We start from the raw sequence: 19329 nt of genomic DNA, 5'->3' as shown, positions 1-19329 counted from the left end.
CCTAGCGGCAGGTCCGCGCGCTGTCAGCCGCCAATTATGCTGTGTGCGTCAGTCGGTCCCGGCGGAAACAGAGGTGCTGACGGTTTCGGCGTTGGCGGGCAGGCCGCTGGACGGCGCGGCAATCGTCTCGGCATGGGCGGTTTGGCAGGCGACGACCTGCTGAAACGCCTGTCGCGATCCTTGCAGGGTGAATTCGCCCAACGTGGTGTCCGCATAGCTCCATCGCATCTTCATTTCGCTTTGAAATTCTTCGATGAACGTGGCGGACCTGTCCATGGTCGCGTCGATCAGGATGTGCAGACCCGGCGCACCATCCATGTGGACACCGGTCATCTCCAGCACCCAGGGCGCATTGTTGCCGAAGGTCAGCGAGACCGGGTAACTGCTGCCGCTTTCGATAGACTGCCAGCGGCTGTCGAGCAGGGTAATATCAAGCGCAGGGACGTCCTCAAGCGTATCGAAACCGATGAAGATTCCCGTTCCGTCGAAGGTTGCGTAGGCGAGGCAACCCTGTGTTGCCGGGTAGAAGCTGATGTTCCAGGGATCGGACAACGCCCAGCGCTGCGGCTCGGCATGAACAGGTGTGGCCACAAGAGACAGAACGCAGAGGGCTGTGAACACGGACCGTGACATAGAAGAACCTGAACAAACTTTCAAACACGCCATGAAGTATAGGGCGGGGCGATGAATACTTTAGTAATTTCTGCCACTTCTTGGTCGTTTCGCCGGGCTGCTTAACAAGTCTCGTCACTAAATTGCCATGATTTCAACACATTGTTGGCCGTGTTGAACTTGGAGGCGGCGCCCCGGCACAAATTCCGGATTGGCGCTGTGGGCGGCCGCTACAGCGGATTGTTGCCTGTATGGAAACCCGAGCCGATGTGCGCATCAGGAACTCGGGCGGCATTGGCGCGTTGATTGGCTGACGCAACATGAATGGAGTGGACCAATGAACTGGGACCAGATCGAAGGCAAATGGGAACAAGTCAAAGGCAGCGCCCGCGAGCAGTGGGGCAAGCTGACCGACGACGAACTTCAGCAAGCCAAGGGCAACCGCGAGCAGCTGGTCGGCCTAGTGCAGGAGCGTTACGGCAAGGCCCGCGACGTGGCTGAAAAGGAAGTGGCCGAGTGGGAACACCGGCTGTAACCTGACAGCACCTGAATAGAGAACGCGGGGTCTGGTGCCCCGCGTTTTTCGTTACACGTCCAGCTCTTCCACGAAGCGGGCGTTTTCCTGAATGTACTGGAACCGCAGTTCGGGTTTCTTGCCCATCAGCCGCTCCACCAGGTCGCCGGTTTCGCCGGGTTCATCCTCGTCGATCGTCACCCGGATCAGCTTGCGCGATTTGGGATCCATCGTGGTTTCCTTCAGGTCCTTCGCGTCCATCTCGCCCAGGCCCTTGAACCGGCTCACGTCGATCTTGCCCTTGCCGCCCAAGCCCTTTTCCATCCAGCGGTCACGCTCTGCCTCGTCCACGCAATAGACGCGGCGCGCGCCTTGGGTCAGGCGAAACAGGGGGGGGCAGGCGAGGTACAGGTGGCCCGCGTCGATCATCGGGCGCATCTGGGTAAAGAAGAACGTCATCAGCAGCGACGCGATATGCGCGCCATCCACATCTGCGTCGGTCATGATGATGATCTTGTCATAGCGGAGATCGTCGATATTGAACTTGCTGCCCAGCCCAACGCCCAGCGCCTGCGTCAGATCCGAAATCTCGGCGTTCGAGCCGAGTTTCGAACTGGCGGCGCCCAGCACGTTCAGGATTTTGCCGCGCAGGGGCAGCAGCGCCTGGGTCTTGCGGTCGCGCGCCATCTTGGCCGAGCCGCCGGCCGAGTCGCCCTCGACGATGAACAGCTCGGTCCCGTCGCGATTGGTGGCGGAACAATCCACCAGCTTGCCCGGCAGGCGCAGCTTTTTTGTCGCCGACTTGCGCGCGGTTTCTTTTTCCTGCCGGCGGCGCAGCCGTTCTTCGGCCCGCAGCACGAGGAAGTCGAGGATCGCGCCGGCCGATTTCGTATCCGCCGCCAGCCAGTTGTCGAAATGGTCGCGGACCGAGTTTTCGACCATGCGCTGCGCCTCGGTCGTGGCAAGGCGGTCCTTGGTCTGGCCCACGAATTCCGGTTCGCGGATGAAACACGACACCAGCGCGCCCGCGCCAGTGGTCAGATCCTCGCGCGTGATGGTGGCGGCCTTCTTGTTGCTGACCAATTCGCCATAGGCCTTGATGCCTTTCAGGATGGCGGCCCAGAACCCGGCCTCGTGCGTGCCGCCCTCGGGTGTGGGGACGGTGTTGCAGTAGGACTGGATGAACCCGTCGCGCGAAGGGGTCCAGTTGATTGCCCATTCCACCTTGCCTGGCGCATTGAATTTCTCGAACGACACGGTCCCGGCGAAAGGAGAGTCGGCATAGGTAGACGCCTGGCCCAGCGTTTCCGACAGGTAATCCGCCAACCCGCCGGGGAAGTGGAATTTCGCCTCCAACGGCGTGTCGCCATCGGGGATCGCGGATTTCCAGCGGATTTCCACCCCCGAGAACAGGTAGGCCTTGGACCGCGCCATCTTGAACAGGCGGTGCGGTTTCAGTTGCAGCGATCCGAAAATTTCGGGGTCGGGGTGGAAGGTGACGGAAGTGCCGCGCCGGTTGGGGGCCGCGCCGATCTTTTCCAGCTTGGTCTGGGGGACACCGCGCGAAAACTCCATCGCATAGAGTTCGCGGTTCTGGGCCACCTCGACGCGCAGGTGGTCAGACAGGGCGTTCACCACCGAAGAGCCGACACCGTGCAACCCGCCCGAGGTTTCATAACTGTCGCCCGAGAATTTGCCGCCCGCGTTCAGGGTGCAGAAGATGATTTCCAGCGCCGATTTCGTCGGGTCCTTGGGGTGCATCCCGATCGGAATGCCGCGCCCGTTGTCGCGCACCGAGACATGGCCGTTTTCGTGCAGTTCAACCTCGATCCACGTTGCGTGTCCGGCGACGGCTTCGTCCATCGAGTTGTCGATGATCTCGGCCACCATATGGTGCAGGGCGCGATCGTCCTTGCCACCGATATACATGCCGGGGCGCAGGCGGACGTGCTCCATATCCTCGAGCACCTGGATCGAGGACGCATCATATTCTTTCGAAGGCGCCGTGCTGAGGAGATCGTTCATGCCGCTGCTCTGTTTGTTGATTGGAGGCCAGTATGGCAGAGCCCGCCAGCGGGGGGAAGAGCGTGGCGGGCTGCAGGGTTACACAAAGGTCACCGGGGCAGGGGGCTGGTCAGCGATCGGGCAGCCAGTCCAGCACGGCGCGGGCCACCGCGTCGGGCTGCTGGTGGATCAGCCAGTGATCGGCGCCGGGAATGTCGACGCGGGTCAGGTCGGCGGCGAATTCCTCCAGCCCCTCGGTGGTTTCCGGCAACAACGCGGTATCGCCGTCGCCCCAGATCAGCAGGTGCGGACAGCGCACATGCAACTTGTCCAGCGGCAGGGGCGGCAGATCGTCCAGCACCACGCCCGGTTCGCCCACAATCAACGGCGAGGCACGATACCAGTGGATCATGGTCTTCAGCCGCCCGCCGCGCGCCCATTCGTCCTTGTAGGTGCGGGCCAGATCGCCTGCCAGCCATGACAGATCCATCTTGGCCGAAAACAGCGCCATCATCTTGTCAAAGTCGTTCTCGGCCAGGATGTCGTGCGAGTCGGGCCGCCGCAGGAAGCGGATGTATTGCGAGGCTTCGCATTGCGCGCCGCCCTTGGCCAAGGCCCGCTGGAACGGCACCGGATGCACGCCGTTGGCAATGATCAGTCGCTGCACCAGATCGGGGCGGAACATCGCCAGACCATAGGCCACCGCTGCGCCCCAGTCGTGGCCCATCACATGCACCGGGCCGCGGCCAAGGTGGTCGATCAGCGCCGCCATGTCGCCGGTCAGCTGTGCCGCGCCATAGTTTTCCACGTCCTCGGGCGCCCAGCTTTGGCCATAGCCGCGCTGATCCGGCGCGACACAGTGAAACCGGTGCGCCAGTCGCGTGGCCAGATCACCCCAGGCGCCGCCGTATTCGGGAAACCCGTGCAGCATCAGCAGCACGGGCAGGCTGTCATCCCCCCAGCGGCGCAGGTGAAATGGCTGGCCGTTCAGGCGCACCGTTTCCTCGCGCATGGGTTACTGGCCTTTGTCGAGTGTTTCGAACCGCAGACCCTTGGCGCTTCGCGCAGGGAAGCCCGACCATTGCGTATGCTCGGCGGTTTCCTTGCCCGCGTCATCCTGGGCGACGACGCCATCCTCGGCGTTTTCGATCAGGTCAAGATAGTCGGACATTGCGGTTTCGCCCTTCAGGTGCAGCCCCATGAAGGCGGTGGCGAAATGCTGTGCGATGTTGTTCATGCGGTTGGTGTCCCAGACCGCATCGGCGTAATGTTCGAAGGGCGTGAAATCCAGCGAGGGCGAGGGCGCCCAGCTTTCCTCGGGCGCGGGCATCGGCGCGGCGGCGTTGTGGTTCGCTCCGTTGAACGTCAGCAGGTGGCGGCGCGTGTTCTTGGTGCCCGCGAAAATGCCCCGGATCGCATCATATTTCGACACGTCATCCACGCTGCCTGCCATCAGCATCAGTGGCTTTTCAAAGCCAGCCAGCCCTTCGGCATCCCAGAAACCGGTGTTCATGCCCCAGGGCCCGATCGAGATGATCGCCTTGACCCGGTCGTCCACCAGCTCGGCCAGGGTGTCCGAACCGGCAAGGTGACGCTCCAGCAGCCCGTTGGGCGTGCCCCAGGCGTATCCGGTGCTGGCCAGCGTGACACCCGCGCCGCCAAAGATCAGCGCGCCGTAGCCGCCCATCGAATAGCCGATGACGCCGGTGGTGTCGGCGTCGACAATCGCGCCCAGCGGGCCGTCCAGCGCGGCCATCTGGTCGATCACGAAGCGCTGGTCCAGCGGGCGGTTCAGCAGGGTCGACCCAAACGCGCCCTGATCCGAATAGGTGCTGTCGCGGTGATCGACCGACACGGTGACATAGCCCTTCGAGGCGAGGTTCTCGCCCAGGTGCGACATCAGGAACCGGTTGCCCGGATAGCCGTGGCTGATCACGATCAGCGGGAAGGTTTCGCCCGTGGTCGGTTCCGCATCGCGTGCGGCGCGGCCGTGCAAGGTGACTTCTTGCACGCCGTCCCGCAAGAAAGCGGTATATGTGCCGCCTTGCTCGGTGCCCTCGGCCGCCGGATACCAGACCTCGACCGTCAGCTCGCGGTCATAGCGCGGTTCGCTGTCGGCGGTGGTGTTCAGAATGTCGATCTGGTCGGCATGGGTGAACTGCATCGTGCGCACGCCGATGGGCCATGCGCCGTAATGGGCCAACGCAGGCGCATCGGGGCGGATACGGTCGATCCGGTTTTCGGCAAGCGTGGGTTGGGCAGCGGCGGTCAGCCCAAGCCCCAGGGCAAGAGCGGTTGCGGTCGGACGCATGATGCGGGTCTCCTCCTGAATGATAGGGCCACCCTAACCCCGGGGGCGGCGGTTTTGCCAGTTTTGATTAACCGTTGTGCGTTGCGTTAACTTTGCCGCTACGAGCCTTGTATTTCCGCACAACCACCTGCGCGCGCCATTCAGCCCAGCGCCGGTCAAAGCCTCTTGCCCGGAGGCAGGCTTCCTCCTACTGCTCGGAAAATGAGCAGTTTGATGACGCATACGGGCCACGCAAGGGCGATCCTTGTGCTGGGGCTGCCGCTGATTGGCGGGCATCTGGCGCAGTTTGCGATTGGGCTGACGGACACCGTGATGCTGGGCTGGTACGGGGTGGACGCGCTGGCGGGGATCACGCTGGCGCACAGCTATTTCTTCGTGTTTTTCATGCTCGGCTCGGGCTTTGCCATGGCGGTGATGCCGCTGGTGGCGCATGGTCTGGCGCTGGGCGACGACCGCGCGGTGCGGCGCAGCACGCGCATGGGGCTGTGGCTGAGCGTGCTGTACGCGCTGATCATCATGCCGCTGATGTGGTGGTCTGCGCCGATCCTTGGCCTGCTGGGGCAGGTCGAAAGCGTGGCGGATGACGCGGCGCGCTACCTGCGTGTGGCCGGGCTGGGGCTGATCCCGGCGCTGCTGGTGATGGTGCTGAAATCCTACCTCGCCGCGCAGGAGCGCACGCAGGTGGTGCTGTGGATCACGGTGCTGGCCGCGATCACCAACGCGCTGGCAAACTACGCGCTGATCTTCGGCAATTGGGGCGCGCCCGAGCTTGGCTTGCAGGGTGCGGCCATTGCCTCGGTCTGCACCCAGACGGTCGCGCTGGTGGCGGTGGTGATTTATGTGCTGCGGGTGCTGCCCGAACACGACCTGTTCCGCCGCCTCTGGCGCCCCGAGCCCGAGATGATGGCGCGGGTGTTCCGCCTTGGCGTGCCAATCGGGCTGACCACCGTGGCCGAGATCAGCCTGTTCGCCATGTCTGCGATCATGATGGGCTGGCTGGGTACCGTGCCGCTGGCCGCGCATGGCATCGTCATCACCATCGCCAGCGGGACGTTCATGATTCACATGGGGCTGGGCAACGTGGCCACCATCCGCGCGGGCAATGCGTTGGGGCGGGGCGACCGGGCGCATCTGGCGCGCGGGGCGGCGATGGTGTCGCTGTTGTCGCTGGCCTTTGCCGCGCTGACCAGCGTCGCCTTCATCACCGTGCCCGAGCCGCTGATTTCCGTCTTTATGGATGGCGACGACCCGCAGCGCGGCGCGATCCTTGCCATCGGCACCACGCTTCTGGCGCTGGCCGCGTTGTTTCAACTGGTCGATGGCGCGCAGGCGGTGGCGCTGGGTTTGCTGCGCGGGGTGCAGGACACCACCGTGCCGATGTTCGTCGCCGTCGTCGCCTATTGGGCCATCGGGATTCCGGCCTGTTACGTGCTGGGTTTCGTGCTGGGATGGGGCGGAGTGGGCGTCTGGCTGGGGCTGGTCGCGGGGCTGGCCTGCGCGGGCGTCTTCTTGATGCTGCGCTTCTGGCGGCGCAACGTGGTCCGCCCGGTCGCGGTGGCGGCCTAGTCGCGCCCCGTCAGACGGTCCGCTTTCTTGCGCACCAGCACCGTGCGCAGATCGTGCATCGCCATCAGCAGCGTATCGGTCACCGCCTCAAGCTGGTCGTCGCTGGCGCGGGACTGCGCCCATTGCGTCGTCAGGTTCATGTGGTCGATGGCGCGAAAGATATCGTCGATATCGCGCGCGGCCAGCGTGGCGTGGCGCGCCTCCATCCAGGCCTCGATCTCGGCCGTGTCGGCGGCGGTAAGCGCCCGGTCGCCATGCGGCTTCACCTCGCCGTTGCGGATGTTGATCACGGCGATCTGGTCCATCTCGATCCGGCGCTGGCGGTTTTCCGTGTCGATGCGAAACACAACGGCGCCGTTTTCACGGACGCGAAAGTAATACTCGGGAAGGTCTGCTGACATGGAACCTCGCTTTTGCCCGGCGCAGTGGGTTTGGCGCACGGCCAAGACGTACCAGCCCTTTCCGCACGAGACCAGAGGCGCAGCAAGAGCCATCTGGCCGTACCGACACTGCTGAAGGCGCATCGCGGTTTCCTTGACAGGCGATGCATATCCCTTCACCTTTTGAACGATAATACCAAACATTTAAGGGGGAAGAATGAAACTTGGACTTTGTGTATTGGCTGCGGGGCTATTCGCGGCATCAACGGCGTCGGCGGCAACGGTCTATGAGCTCACGGCCACCTCGCAGGTCGCATCGATCGACAATTTTTCATTGACCTACCAGGACAATGACAACAATCAATTGTTCAGTCTCGATGAACTGCTGAGCTTTTCCGGGCCACAACGTACGTTGAGTGGTTACTCCTTGACGGTCTTGACGCGTGTGAAATCGATTGCTGGGCTGACCAGCAGTCCTGACAGCATCTGGATTTTTCAGGATTCGACCCTAGCTGCCGCACGGGCAATCTCCGACGATCAAGACTATACCTATGAGGTGCGCAATCTGTCGGCGCAGGTGCCCTTGCCGGCGTCTGGCCTTTTGCTTCTGGGCGGCGTTGGCGCCCTTGTGGCAGCCAGGCGGAATAAGCGCGGCTGATAAAGCTGGTCCGCTGGCAAAAAGGCCCGCAGCCGGGGTTCGGCGCGGGCCTTTTTCATGTGGTGTCGCTCGCGTTACGCCAGCGCCGCGCAGAATTCGGTGATGCGCTTGCAGGCTTCGGTCAGGTTTTCATCCGACGTGGCATAGCTGACGCGGAAGTTGGGAGAGAGCCCGAACGCCGCGCCGAACACCACGGCGACGCCGGTATCTTCCAGCAGCGCGGTGGCGAAGACCTCGTCATTCTCGATCTTCACGCCCTTGGCCGTCGTCTTGCCGATCAGCCCGGCAATCGAGGGGTAGACATAGAACGCGCCTTCGGGCACCGGGCAGGTGATGCCGTCGATCGCGTTCAGCGCTTTCACCACCAGATCGCGGCGGCGCTTGAAGGTGGCGTTATTGGGCGCCAGAAACTCCTGCGTGCCGTTCAGCGCCTCGACCGCGGCCCACTGGCTGATGGTGCAGGGGTTCGAGGTGGACTGCGATTGCACCTTGCGCATCGCCGCGATCACCTTTTCGGGCCCGGCGGCATAGCCGATGCGCCAGCCGGTCATGGCATAGGCCTTGGACACGCCGTTGCAGGTCAGCGTGCGGTCATACAGCCCCGGTTCCACCTGCGCGGGCGTGCAGAATTCGAACCCGTCGTAGGCCAGGTGTTCATACATATCGTCGGTCATCACCCAGACGTGCGGATGGCGCATCAACACATCGGTCAGCGCCTTCAGTTGATCGCGCGAGTACCCCGCGCCCGTCGGGTTCGACGGCGAGTTGAAAATGAACCACTTGGTTTTGGGCGTGATCGCGGCCTCAAGCTGTTCGGCGGTGATCTTGAAGCTGTTTTCAAGCGTCGCCTCGATCGCCACCGGCGTGCCGCCTGCCAGCAGCACCATGTCGGGATAGCTGACCCAATAGGGCGCGGGGATGATCACCTCGTCGCCCGGGTTCAACGTCGCGACCAGCGCGTTGTACAGGTTCTGCTTGCCACCCGACCCGACGCTGATCTGCTTCGGCGTATAGGTCAGCCCGTTCTCACGCGCGAATTTGTCGCAGATCGCCTGCTTCAGCTCGGGGATGCCATCGGGGGCGGTATATTTCGTCTTGCCCGCGTTGATCGCGGCGATGCCCGCCTGCTTGATGTTCTCGGGGGTGTCAAAATCGGGCTCGCCCGCGCCTAGGCCGATCACATCGCGGCCGGCGGCCTTCAGTTCGGCAGCCATGGTGGTGACGGCAATGGTGGGCGAGGGTTTGACACGTGCCAGCGTGTCGGAAAGGAAACTCATTTTGGCCTCGGTTTGAATGTCAGGCGCGTCTGTCATAGGGTGGCGGCCAACAGCGATCAAGTCGCAACGGATTATGGAGAACGACAGATGACGGACAACTCGACAGACTGGTACGGGCCCGACACAGCAACATTCGGCGACCGTCTGGCAGGGGCCCGCGAAGCTGCCGGTATGACACAGGCGCAAATGGCGCGTCGGCTGGGCGTGAAAACCACCACGTTGACCGGGTGGGAAGACGATCTTTCCGAGCCGCGTGCCAACAAGCTGTCGATGATGGCGGGGCTGCTGAATGTCTCGATCATCTGGCTGCTGACGGGCGAAGGCGAAGGCACGCCGGCCCCGGCCGAGGGCGACGACTCGGGCGATATCGCGGGGATTCTGGCCGAACTGCGCGAGATTCGCGCCGCCATGCGGGCCACCAGCGAACGGGCTGCCCGGCTGGAAAAGCGGCTTCGCACCCTGGTTCAGGCGCAAGAGGCTGCTGAATGACGCCCGAGCCGCGCGATATCCGGCTGAAGCGGTTGCACATGCGGTCGATGCGGCGTGGCATTCGCGAAATGGACCTGATTTTAAGCGCTTTTGCTCAGGAAAACCTTGCCGGGATGAGCGCCGATGACCTTGATGGTTACGAGGCGCTGCTGGATGAGAACGATCAGGATCTCTACCAATGGGTGACAGGGCGAAGTGCCGCACCCGATCACCATGCGGCGCTGATAAACGCCGTTTCCCGGACATTTCAGAAACAGACATAAATTGACTTAACCGATTTTTCGGCTTTTCCGGTCAAAGCTGCGTCCGAGCATTTCGTGACGGAGAAACGGATGAGTATGGAAATGCAGACAAGCCCGGCACCCCCCAAGGGGTTCATGTCGAGCTATCTTGAGGCGCTGGCCCTTGTCGAACGGTTGCACCGGCTGTTGCTGGACGTGATCAAGGACGAATTCGAACGGGTCGGCGTGTTGGAAATCAACGCGGTGCAGGCGCTGTTGCTGTTCAATATCGGCGACAACGAGGTGACGGCAGGCGAACTGAAAAGCCGTGGCTACTATCAGGGCAGCAACGTCAGCTATAACCTCAAGAAACTCGTCGAAATGGGCTACATGCACCACCAGCGCTGTGAAATCGACAGGCGTTCGGTGCGCGTCCGGCTGACCTCACGCGGGCGCGAGATTCGCGATATCGTGACGGGGCTGTTCCAGCGCCACGCAGAAGGGCTGGTGGATCGCGGTGTGATTGGCGTTGAAGGGATCGATGATATCACCCGCGCCCTGCGCCGGGTCGAACGCTATTGGACGGATCAGATACGCTATATCTACTGAACACGGGTCGAGGCTGGGCAGGGGCCTCTGCATTCAACGGCCATGCGCGAGCTTCAGCGTCATCGCCCTAACCCGGGTAACTACGTGCTGCGTTCAGCCAGGCTTGGCGAGGCGTATCGCCATGCGAGAGGGGCAGGGCACCAACGGCGCGCGGCTGCAATTCGCGTTCCAGCTTGCGCCGCATCGCGCGTTCGTAATCCTGAAATCCCTGCGCGATTTCCAGAAAAGCACCGGGCCCGTGCAGTACCTCGGAGCGGTAGAATTCGATCAGGGTAACTTCGGCCTCGAAATCGCCGGCATTCACCACAAGCCCATTCACGGTAACATCGGCGAAGGGAAATTCGGCATAGGCCTGCTCTGGGCGGAAACCTTCATTGTTTTCGCCGTCTCCGGCCATATCGAGCGTTTTGAACAGGCAGGGCGGGGCGCGCTCCAGCAGTCCGGCGCCAAATCCTAGCGCATATCCCATGGCAGTTGGGAATTCGGTGTGGCTGCGGCTGGAACGACCAAGGATCGCGGCGACATCGAGCAGATCGGCGCGTGTTTCGATCAGGCGCCAGTCCAGCAGCATTTCCTGATTGTAGCGTCCGCTCCATTCATAAGCCGCAAGCGCCACGGGCTGATCGCTGGCAAAGATTGCGGCCTCGACTTCGGGCGAGATCAGCGCGGCGGCAAGGCCGCGCCTTTGCAGCGCATCTTCGGTCGCATCGACCGAGGATGACACATCCAAGGCCAGTGCAAGGGCCAGCCGGCACTGCGCCGCCGCTGGTCCTGCCAGCAGCGCACACAGTAGCGCGGCCGCCAAACGCATCACCAGTGTCCGGTATTGCCCATCGAGGCCCAGGGCTCGGCTTTGGGCAGCGAGTCACCGTTCTGCAGCAACTCGACCGAAACATTGTCGGGCGAACGCACAAAGGCCATGCGCCCGTCGCGCGGGGGGCGGTTGATCGTCACGCCGTTGTCCATCAGGAACTGGCAGGTGTCGTAGATATTATCCACGCCATATGCGAGATGCCCGAAATGGCGGCTGTCATCCGGCAGCGCATCGTCACCATCCCAGTTATAGGTCAGCTCGACGGGGCATTCCGGCTGATCCTCGGGCGCCATGAACACCAGCGTGAACCGGCCTTCCTCGCTTTCGTGGCGTCGGGTTTCGCGCAGGCCCAGCAGCTCGTAAAAAGCCATGGATTTCTCAAGGTCCTTCACCCGGACCATAGTGTGCAGATATGTCAGCGGCATGTGTCGTTCTCCTGTGTTTGCGCTGACACTAGCGTGATGCGCGCCCGGGTCCAATCCGCGAGGCGCCGCTTTCAGAACTTCGAACGGATGCCAAGCGAGACGGAAAATTCGCTGGAGGAGAACATCGAGAAATTCGAACTCCTGCGCCCTGCGCTGATGCGTACCGTGGGGGCGAACCCTGCATAGTCGTAGTCTTCGAAAAACAGCGTGACATCGCCGGTCACGGAAGTGTCCGATCGCGCAGTGGCAGGAATGAACAGGCTGGCCCGGTAAGCGTCATATTCTGTCTGCCCGACCTGCAGCGCGGTGCTGATCCGCATCGGCCCGAAAGCACGTCCGAAATCATACCCCGCGCGCAGCGAGGCCGTTTGAAACGTGCCGTTCGGGGCGGTCGCCTCTGTGTCGCGAAGTTGCAGCGACAGGGACAGCGTATCCCCCGTACCCAGTTTGTGACGGTACGTCGCCCCCATTCCAAAGCTGGTCCCATCGTTCGTCAGGGTGCGCGCCGCAAAGCGGGTTTCGGCGAACCCGTTGACGATAAGCTGGCTGCTTTCGCCCACCCGCCAGAACCGGTCTCCGCCCAAGCGGGCCAGCCGGAAATTACGGTCACCGCCGTACCAGCTTTCGCCAAGGCTGAACTGCACGCCGGCCGCGCCGCCGCCGGCCTTGAAACGGTGTTCCAACGATGCCTCGGCATAGGTGGACCCGAAATCGGAATTCGTCAGTTGCGGTACGCGCGCCTGCGAGGCTGACGACAGGCTGACACGCTGGATATACAGCCGTCCCGACAGCGTGGTCTGGCTGGTGTCGGACTGGCGCAGGCGATACCCGGCCACAGCGTCCACGGTGCCAATTTTGCCTGAAAGCGCCTGTGCGGCAGCCGGGAGAAACCCGAAATCGGGTATTCCATCGATAATATTCCGCGCGGAGTCCGCGCCGTTGTTGACGTTGTTCGAGGGCCGTATTTCGCCGCGCAGCGAAAAGCTCCAGGGATTGCGCTGGCGCAGGATGCGATAATCGCGCGCCAGCAAATCCTGTTCGTGCTGCGTCGCCGTATGGATCGCGCTGCGCCGCAGCCAGATCTGGGCAAGCGATGGCCGATCTTCGGCATAGGCCAGTTGCGCGGCCAGTTGCGAACTGCGCAGCTTGTCCTCGCGGGTCTTGGCGTGTCTGTAGGCCCGCGCGGCAGACCGCCGCCCCTCGTGGGGGCGGTTCATGCGGGCATAGGCGGCGGCGCGCAGATAATGCGCGGTCATGTCGTCAGAATTGGCCTGCAAAAGCCCGCCCGTGAGGCGCAGCGCAAGTGGCGCATCGCCCGTATTCAGCGCATGAACGGCCAGCGCCCGCGCCTGTGGCAGGGTCAGCGCCAGATCGTCCTGGGCGCGCGCAGCAGGAGAGGCGGCCAGCGCCAGCGCAAGGGCCGCGCCGGCCAGCCGCTTACGGGTTCGGCTGGTTACACAAAGCATCTTGGCCCGGCGTGCCACAGCGGGGCAGCACGAATATGCCGAATTCTTCTTCGTTCTGGACGTTGTCGATGTGATCCGATGCGAACAGCCCACCAGCCACGGCATCGCTGTCTGCGCCACCGAAGATACCGCCATAGGTCCCCCGGTTCTGCAGGTTGATCGTGACCTCGCCGCTGAAGGTACCAAGCTCGGGGTCGATACTTGTAGGCTTCAGGGCCAGGTCGTTCATAACAAGCCCGGGCGCATCCACGTAGGACCGTTCGAAGACCACGCCATTGACGACATTGTCGGTGAAATCGGCGTTGATCAGCACGCGGCCTGTCACTTCGCCGGCTTCCACCGGCAAGACCGATCCGGGCGTGCCGGGCGACACGGGCAACAGATCGCCGCCATCTCCGGGGCCGTTCAACAGGCCGATGTAGTTGCCGGCATAGCTGACCAGCCCGTTGTTCTGTGTCGGCTGCACCGGCGGCGGATCGAAGGCGCCATTGCGGCCATAAACGGCGCCGCCAAAGTAATGTTCGAACTGCCCGCCGGTTACCACGACGGCGGCGCGGGTGCCGTTGATATCGCGGACATAGGCGGTTGTATGGCGATCAAGCGAACTGTCCTGCGCGGTGTAGGCCTCGTACCCGCCACGATCCATACCGGGGCGGCGGCGATAGGTGGCCTCGAACGGGGTCTCATCCAGAGAGATACCGCGTACCGTCAAGGTTTGTGCCACCGGATCGTAAGAGATTCCTGACAGGTCGCCGGCAATCGCCTCGGGAATCCCGCTTTCGGGTACTTCCGTGTCTGTGTCCGTGGTGAACGGGTTGCCGCCACTGCACGCCGACAAAGCGGCCGTTGCCGCAAGTCCTAGCCAAAACCGCTTCATCTGCCTCAACCTTGTTTTAAATCAGGTCTTTTCCCGATAAAGTCCCTGTTAGGGTGCTAAAAGTCAACGTCAAAGCACGTTGAAGTTGAACCGCGTGGCAAGAGTGTGACCACGATATGGGGGTTCACAGCGCGACTGCCTCAATATATGGTTTCGATCTGATCAGATTCCCACAGAAGGCTATGCCGCATGTCGCTGACACCCGACCAACAGGCAGAAATCGACGCGTTGCGTTCCACTCCATCCCAAACGCTGCGCGTGGTCGCTCCGGGGGCGGAAAAGCATCTTTATTCGGCGGTGCCGGTGCTGGACCATGGCTTTGTTCGGGTCATTGACTACATGGGCGACGATGCGGCGATCTGCCAGGCGGCGCGCGTCAGCTATGGCAAGGGCACAAAAAGCGTGCAGAACGACGAGGGGCTGATCCGCTATCTGATGCGGCACTGGCATTCGACGCCCTTCGAGATGTGCGAGTTGAAACTGCACGTGAAGCTGCCTGTCTTCGTGGCGCGTCAGTGGATTCGCCACCGCACCGCCAACGTAAACGAATATTCCGCGCGCTATTCGATTCTGGATCGCGAATTCTATATCCCGGCACCTGAAAACGTGGCTGCGCAGTCGGTTGTAAACAATCAGGGGCGCGGCGACACGCTGGAAGGAGAGGCTGCGGCCCGAGTGCTTGAGCTGCTGAAGGCGGATTCGACCCGCGCCTACGACCACTATCAAGAGATGATCGACGAGTCGGGGCTTGGCCTTGCGCGCGAACTGGCCCGGATGAACCTGCCCGCGAATATCTATACCCAGTGGTACTGGAAGGTTGATCTGCACAACCTGTTCCATTTCCTGCGGCTGCGGGCAGATGCCCACGCGCAGTACGAAATCCGTGTCTACGCCGAGGCGCTGTGCAAAATCGTTGCCGATTGGGTGCCCTTTGCCTATCGCGCGTTCGAAGACTGCCGTTTGGGCGCCGTTACGATGAGCGCGCAAATGGTTACTTGTCTGCAGCGAATGCTGAAAGGCGAAGCGGTCGACGAAGAAAATAGCGGAATGTCTAAACGCGAGTGGCGCGAATTTCAGGGAATGTTGGGAAATTGAGGAATTGAATGCGCGCGCGTTACATAAGCCTCAATTTATTATACGGTGAATAATTAACGCGCGCTTGAAAATTAAGCGAATGCCTCTTGAAATGGGCATTTGCGCAAGGCGCCAGCGGCTGCCGGATGCAAGAAACCCGATGACGGCGGCCGTCATCGGGTGGGGCAAGGTGAAACTGTGTGAATATGGGATGAGTCTGCCCAACCTCAGGCAGTTCCCGGCAAGAGGCTCTTTGTTCCCATAGCGACCCGGCTGCGGGACCGGGTGCGACGGTGCGGTTATTTAAGCTTGAGATCGGCCGCCATTTGACGACCGTCCCGCCCATCTTGCAGCTCGTACTCTACCTTCTGGTTGTCAGCGAGTCCGGTCAAACCAGACCGCTCAACGGCCGAGATGTGCACGAACACATCCTTGCCGCCTTCTTCGGGCGCAATGAACCCGTAACCCTTTGTCGTATTAAACCATTTCACGGTGCCATTTGGCATGTTCCGTGTCTCCTTATGTCAACGTCCTGACACAAACTGGCGCAGGATCCTTAATAGCGTGACCCGTTTCAATATTCGGCGCAACGCTCCGCCTAGAATTGCATGGGGAAAGAAAAAATCAAGAAAAAGGGTGTGCTTTGCATCAATTTCATTGTTAACCATTAGGCCTAAGCTTGGGGGCGCGAATGCTAGTTTACGGGTTGAAATCCTGCGATACCTGCCGCAAGGCACTGAAATCCTTGCCGGAAGCATCTTTTGTCGATGTGCGCGACAAGGGTGTACCGGCCGAAGTGGTGGGCAGGGCGATCGCCGATTTCGGTCACGAACTCGTGAACAAAAGGTCAACCACTTGGCGCAATCTGTCAGAGGAAGATCGTGCCGCGGATGTGGCCACGCTGATCGCGTCACACCCTACCGTGATGAAACGCCCCCTGATCGTCAACGGCGACCAGATGCACCTGGGCTGGAGCGATGAGGTGCGCGCTGCTCTTGGCGTGGGCTGAGTTGATGCCTATGTGAATGCCGTCGAACACGAGGACTGCATGAGAAACGCGGCGTTGGTATTGGGCGTGATCGCCGGCATTGTCGGAATGATCGTGGGCTTTTTCGGATATGGCTACACTGTGGCCATCAACCAGTTCGGCGAAATCGACGGGTTGGCCGCACAGGTGGATCATATCGACAGGGTGCGCCTGGCCTCTGTGGTGGCGCCGCTGCTGGCGATTGCGGGTGGGGCCATGGCACCGTCGCGTGCCTTGTGGGGCGGGCTCCTGATGCTGGCATCGGCCGGATTGATGTACTACGGCTTTGGCTTCAACGTCTTCACGATGTTCCCGCTGGCCTTCGCGGGGCTGGGTGGGTTGCTGGCCCTGGGGGCCGGTCGCCCGGACGAAGCCCGGGCGCATTTCTAGGCGTCAGTAGATGTTGAACCGACGCATCAGCAGCCGGTCGGCCGAAATTGGCCCCGCGCCGCGGAACACCAGCACCAGCAGCAACACGATCCACAGCGCACGCTGATCCAGAATCACACCGTCGGACGCCATGTCGAACCATGCGCCCAACACCTTGGGATCGTTCAGCGCACCATGGCCGATCAGGTCGGTCAGCGATTGCACCACGACGAAGCCGATCATTCCGGCGGCGGCAAAGCGGGTAAACAGCCCGATCACGATGGCAACGGGCAGCAGGATTTCGGCCCATGTTCCGGCCAGAACCACCGCCTGTTGAAATGGCGTGGCCTGCGTGACGTCATAGCTGACGGCCTCGGCAGCTTTGGGAAACATCTGGGCAAAGGCGTTGAAACTGGGTTTGAACAGCCCCGCGCCGTCTGGGCCGATCTTCGTCAGCGCTGAATTCCAGTAATAAAGGCCCAGAACAGCGGCAAACAGGAACCGCGCGAGCGTCGGCATCAGGATGGGGGCGATGCGGTAGTCCAGGGCGTGGACAAAGCGCAGGTACATGTTGATCAGGGCGGTCATCGGTCGGGTCCGTGGATGTGAGTGATGGCGTCATGCGTCAGCAGCAGCGTCAGCGTGTCGGTCGGTTCAAAGCCGGGGTGCGCGGCCTCGGCCATGTCGCAGGCCACGCCAAAGCTTTGGCCAGTCAGTAGGGTCGTCACAAAGGAAAAGCCCCCGGCGGGCAGTTCCACGGGCAGCGGGTCGTACCCGCGGCGTAAAACCAGCACATCCTGCGGGCCAGCGCCCGGCTTGGGGCCGCCTTGAAGCGTATAGGTCCAGATATCGTGGATCGGATACGCCGATCGAAGGATCCCGATGGCCGGAGCCAGACCAATTTGCGCGGCGACAAGCTGCTCGGTTGGCAGGCTGGCCAACAGCTCTGGCGCGATGGGGCTGGCGTCGGCGGCGTGGTAGGCGCGGCGCAGCGCCAGTTCCAGCCGTGCAACATCGGGCAGATAGGGGTAGGGTGACAGCGCGTCGACCGAGGCAAGAAACTTGGGGAAGCCTTCACCATACTGCGCCAGCACGGGCGAGACCGGCGGGCTGGCGCGCAGGTGCATCCGCGCGAGGCCCTTCATGTTTTCTTCTCCGATCAGGCGAGTGACGGCAGGAAAGCCGGTCGCCAGAGCCTCGGCCAGCGAGGTGGTCACGTTGTTGCGGTACACGTCATAGCGCCGTCCGGCCGCACGGCCCTTGCCATCGCTCAGCCCTTTGGGCGCCGGATGATCGGGGTTCAGCAGGCCACCGGCAAAATCGGCCTGTGCGCTCATGACGCCAGCGCCTCTAGCGCCCTGTCCGCGCGCGTGGCGTCCTGCGCCAGCACGGGCCAGTCGGGCACGTCGGTGTCCCATTCGACCAACACGGGGCGCGGGCCGGTGCGGGCCAACACGTCGTCCAGCAGCGCCCAGACCGGATCGGCCACCGGAGCGGCGTGGCTGTCGATCAGCAGCGGCGCGCCGTGTTCATCGGCTTGCGCGTCATGGCCGCCAATGTGAATTTCACCGACGTGGTGCAGCGGGAAGGCGGCGATGTAATCCTGCGGTGAAAACCCAAGATTGGTGGCCGACACGAACACGTTGTTCACGTCCAGCAGCAGGCCGCAGCCCGCGCGGTGGACAAGTTCGGCCAGAAATTCGGTTTCGCTGAGTATCGAAGCGTCGAACGCCAGATAGCTTGACGGGTTTTCCAACAGCATCTGGCGGCCCAGCGCCTGCTGCACCTGGTCGATATGATCGGCCACGCGGGCCAACGTGGCAGGTGTATAGGGCAGGGGCAGCAGATCATTCAGGAAGGCTGTGTCGTGTGTGGACCAGGCCAGATGTTCGGAAAAGCTGGCCGGGTTCAACCAGTCGCACAGGTGCCGCAGTCGCGCCAGATGGGCGCCATCCAGCGGGCTTTCGCCACCGATCGACAAGCCAACGCCGTGCAGGGAAACGGGCATCACGTTGCGCAGGGCGCGCAGCTGGGCCAAGGGGCGACCACCGTCGCCCATGTAATTCTCGGCGTGGATTTCGACCCATTGTACGGGGCCGGGCGTGGCGATCAGATCATCGAAATGCCCGGCCTTGAACCCCACGCCGGGGGCATTCGGCAGATGGTTGTCGGGTTGCGTCGTGTCACGCATGGCAGCCCCCGTGCATCAGCAAGGCAAAGTCGGCGGGGCGTTACGGCCCCGCCCGTTCACTTACGCGGGCAGATCGCGTTCCAGCGCGGAAAGCGACCCCTTGCGCTCGGTCCCGTCGGCCATGGCGGGCAAGTCGATTTCGGCGCAGGTGCCGACATCAACCAGCGTCCAGGCGTTGCCCTGATAATCCACGGTCGAGGTGCCCGCGCAGGTCGTGCCCGGCCCGGCAGCACAGTCGTTCTGACCGGCTTGCGACACGCCATAGCATTTTTCCTTGGCTTGCGCGGCGGCGGGCGTGGTCTGTGCGGCCAGCGCGGCGGCAACGGCCCCCGCAACGGCGATCAGCTTGGCATTGGTGTTCATGTCGTCCTCCTTCGTGTCCGTTTTGGTAGGTGCATCCCGATCCTACAGGCGACGCGGCCCGGGTGCAGGTCACGAGCCTGTG

The 19329-nt window shown here is 62.4% G+C and carries 24 protein-coding genes; 9 read left to right on the top strand and 15 right to left on the bottom strand.

The annotated features are described in order from the left end of the window. Positions 1–48: 48 nt before the first annotated feature. Positions 49–633 (bottom strand): hypothetical protein, encoded by a 585-nt coding sequence (locus FGK64_RS02450; RefSeq protein ID WP_171053953.1) that lies wholly within the window; start codon positions 631–633, stop codon positions 49–51. A gap of 316 nt (positions 634–949) precedes the next feature. Here FGK64_RS02450 and FGK64_RS02445 point away from each other — a divergent pair, with 316 nt between their 5' ends. Then, positions 950–1147 carry a CsbD family protein gene (locus FGK64_RS02445; protein ID WP_138862210.1) on the top strand — a complete coding sequence of 66 codons (198 nt, stop codon included), beginning with the start codon at positions 950–952 and terminating at the stop codon, positions 1145–1147. Positions 1148–1198: 51 nt separating this feature from the next. Here FGK64_RS02445 and parE read toward each other — a convergent pair whose 3' ends face one another. The 3 genes from parE to FGK64_RS02430 all read right to left on the bottom strand — a co-directional run bounded on the left by parE (position 1199) and on the right by FGK64_RS02430 (position 5441). Further along, positions 1199–3151 (bottom strand): DNA topoisomerase IV subunit B, encoded by a 1953-nt coding sequence (parE, locus tag FGK64_RS02440; RefSeq protein ID WP_138862209.1) that lies wholly within the window; start codon positions 3149–3151, stop codon positions 1199–1201. Positions 3152–3260: 109 nt separating this feature from the next. Further along, positions 3261–4142 carry an alpha/beta fold hydrolase gene (locus tag FGK64_RS02435; RefSeq protein WP_138862208.1) on the bottom strand — a complete coding sequence of 294 codons (882 nt, stop codon included), beginning with the start codon at positions 4140–4142 and terminating at the stop codon, positions 3261–3263. A gap of 3 nt (positions 4143–4145) precedes the next feature. Beyond that, positions 4146–5441, bottom strand: a complete 1296-nt coding sequence (locus tag FGK64_RS02430) for an alpha/beta hydrolase family protein (protein ID WP_138862207.1) — start codon at positions 5439–5441, stop codon at positions 4146–4148. A gap of 213 nt (positions 5442–5654) precedes the next feature. On the opposite strand from FGK64_RS02430, the gene FGK64_RS02425 reads away from it, so the two are divergent. Beyond that, on the top strand, positions 5655–7007 hold the full coding sequence (locus FGK64_RS02425) for an MATE family efflux transporter (protein ID WP_246057651.1): 1353 nt from the start codon (positions 5655–5657) through the stop codon (positions 7005–7007). Here the strand turns inward: FGK64_RS02425 and FGK64_RS02420 are convergent. Next, positions 7004–7408: a hypothetical protein gene (locus FGK64_RS02420; protein WP_138862205.1), complete on the bottom strand. Its 405-nt coding sequence runs from the start codon at positions 7406–7408 to the stop codon at positions 7004–7006. The two genes, FGK64_RS02425 and FGK64_RS02420, sit on opposite strands and share 4 nt — an antisense overlap. 196 nt (positions 7409–7604) lie before the next feature. Here FGK64_RS02420 and FGK64_RS02415 point away from each other — a divergent pair, with 196 nt between their 5' ends. Further along, the gene (locus FGK64_RS02415; RefSeq protein WP_138862204.1) at positions 7605–8045 is read left to right on the top strand and encodes a VPLPA-CTERM sorting domain-containing protein; all 441 of its coding nucleotides are present in this window, start codon (positions 7605–7607) and stop codon (positions 8043–8045) included. A 74-nt stretch (positions 8046–8119) separates the two neighbouring features. Here FGK64_RS02415 and FGK64_RS02410 read toward each other — a convergent pair whose 3' ends face one another. After that, positions 8120–9322: a pyridoxal phosphate-dependent aminotransferase gene (locus FGK64_RS02410; protein WP_138862203.1), complete on the bottom strand. Its 1203-nt coding sequence runs from the start codon at positions 9320–9322 to the stop codon at positions 8120–8122. Between the two features lie 87 nt (positions 9323–9409). Between FGK64_RS02410 and FGK64_RS02405 the strand changes: the two genes are divergently transcribed. From FGK64_RS02405 to FGK64_RS02395, 3 genes are all read left to right on the top strand, one after another. After that, positions 9410–9811, top strand: coding sequence for a helix-turn-helix domain-containing protein (locus FGK64_RS02405; RefSeq protein ID WP_138862202.1), 402 nt, complete (start codon positions 9410–9412; stop codon positions 9809–9811). Beyond that, positions 9808–10074 carry a succinate dehydrogenase assembly factor 2 gene (locus FGK64_RS02400; protein WP_138862201.1) on the top strand — a complete coding sequence of 89 codons (267 nt, stop codon included), beginning with the start codon at positions 9808–9810 and terminating at the stop codon, positions 10072–10074. Before FGK64_RS02405 ends, FGK64_RS02400 begins: the two co-directional genes overlap by 4 nt. Positions 10075–10143: 69 nt before the next feature. Beyond that, on the top strand, positions 10144–10641 hold the full coding sequence (locus FGK64_RS02395; protein WP_425456592.1) for a MarR family winged helix-turn-helix transcriptional regulator: 498 nt from the start codon (positions 10144–10146) through the stop codon (positions 10639–10641). A gap of 67 nt (positions 10642–10708) precedes the next feature. On the opposite strand, the gene FGK64_RS02390 is transcribed toward FGK64_RS02395, so the two are convergent. The 4 genes from FGK64_RS02390 to FGK64_RS02375 all read right to left on the bottom strand — a co-directional run bounded on the left by FGK64_RS02390 (position 10709) and on the right by FGK64_RS02375 (position 14223). Next, positions 10709–11452, bottom strand: a complete 744-nt coding sequence (locus FGK64_RS02390; protein ID WP_138862200.1) for a DUF1194 domain-containing protein — start codon at positions 11450–11452, stop codon at positions 10709–10711. After that, positions 11452–11880, bottom strand: coding sequence for a VOC family protein (locus FGK64_RS02385; RefSeq protein WP_138862199.1), 429 nt, complete (start codon positions 11878–11880; stop codon positions 11452–11454). Before FGK64_RS02385 ends, FGK64_RS02390 begins: the two co-directional genes overlap by 1 nt. Before the next feature lie 71 nt (positions 11881–11951). Continuing rightward, the gene (locus FGK64_RS02380; RefSeq protein WP_138862198.1) at positions 11952–13346 is read right to left on the bottom strand and encodes a ShlB/FhaC/HecB family protein; all 1395 of its coding nucleotides are present in this window, start codon (positions 13344–13346) and stop codon (positions 11952–11954) included. Further along, a complete protein-coding gene (locus FGK64_RS02375) occupies positions 13318–14223 on the bottom strand; it encodes a thymidylate synthase (RefSeq protein ID WP_138862197.1) in 906 nt (301 codons plus the stop codon). The genes FGK64_RS02380 and FGK64_RS02375 overlap by 29 nt, the downstream gene beginning before the upstream one ends. 189 nt (positions 14224–14412) lie before the next feature. Between FGK64_RS02375 and thyX the strand changes: the two genes are divergently transcribed. Next, positions 14413–15318: an FAD-dependent thymidylate synthase gene (gene thyX, locus FGK64_RS02370; protein ID WP_138862196.1), complete on the top strand. Its 906-nt coding sequence runs from the start codon at positions 14413–14415 to the stop codon at positions 15316–15318. Between the two features lie 278 nt (positions 15319–15596). Here the strand turns inward: thyX and FGK64_RS02365 are convergent, their stop codons facing one another. Then, positions 15597–15803: a cold-shock protein gene (locus tag FGK64_RS02365; RefSeq protein ID WP_138862195.1), complete on the bottom strand. Its 207-nt coding sequence runs from the start codon at positions 15801–15803 to the stop codon at positions 15597–15599. 185 nt (positions 15804–15988) lie between these two features. Here FGK64_RS02365 and FGK64_RS02360 point away from each other — a divergent pair, with 185 nt between their 5' ends. After that, the gene (locus tag FGK64_RS02360) at positions 15989–16306 is read left to right on the top strand and encodes an arsenate reductase family protein (RefSeq protein WP_138862194.1); all 318 of its coding nucleotides are present in this window, start codon (positions 15989–15991) and stop codon (positions 16304–16306) included. Between the two features lie 39 nt (positions 16307–16345). Beyond that, positions 16346–16714: a hypothetical protein gene (locus tag FGK64_RS02355; protein WP_138862193.1), complete on the top strand. Its 369-nt coding sequence runs from the start codon at positions 16346–16348 to the stop codon at positions 16712–16714. Positions 16715–16717: 3 nt separating this feature from the next. Here FGK64_RS02355 and FGK64_RS02350 read toward each other — a convergent pair whose 3' ends face one another. The 4 genes from FGK64_RS02350 to FGK64_RS02335 are packed head-to-tail and all read right to left on the bottom strand — an operon-like array spanning position 16718 to position 19247. Continuing rightward, entirely contained in the window at positions 16718–17281 is a 564-nt protein-coding gene (locus FGK64_RS02350) for a DoxX family protein (protein ID WP_138862192.1), read from the bottom strand. Next, positions 17278–18030 carry an HvfC/BufC N-terminal domain-containing protein gene (locus tag FGK64_RS02345; RefSeq protein ID WP_138862191.1) on the bottom strand — a complete coding sequence of 251 codons (753 nt, stop codon included), beginning with the start codon at positions 18028–18030 and terminating at the stop codon, positions 17278–17280. The genes FGK64_RS02350 and FGK64_RS02345 overlap by 4 nt, the downstream gene beginning before the upstream one ends. After that, positions 18027–18884 (bottom strand): MNIO family bufferin maturase, encoded by an 858-nt coding sequence (gene bufB, locus FGK64_RS02340; RefSeq protein WP_138862190.1) that lies wholly within the window; start codon positions 18882–18884, stop codon positions 18027–18029. Before bufB ends, FGK64_RS02345 begins: the two co-directional genes overlap by 4 nt. Before the next feature lie 60 nt (positions 18885–18944). After that, the gene (locus tag FGK64_RS02335; protein WP_138862189.1) at positions 18945–19247 is read right to left on the bottom strand and encodes a BufA1 family periplasmic bufferin-type metallophore; all 303 of its coding nucleotides are present in this window, start codon (positions 19245–19247) and stop codon (positions 18945–18947) included. Between the last annotated feature and the right edge of the window lie 82 nt (positions 19248–19329).

Source organism: Arenibacterium halophilum (assembly GCF_005938225.1).
Lineage (GTDB): Bacteria > Pseudomonadota > Alphaproteobacteria > Rhodobacterales > Rhodobacteraceae > Arenibacterium > Arenibacterium halophilum.
Note: the sequence above shows the minus strand (reverse complement) of the source record. Positions and strands in the feature narration are given on the sequence as shown.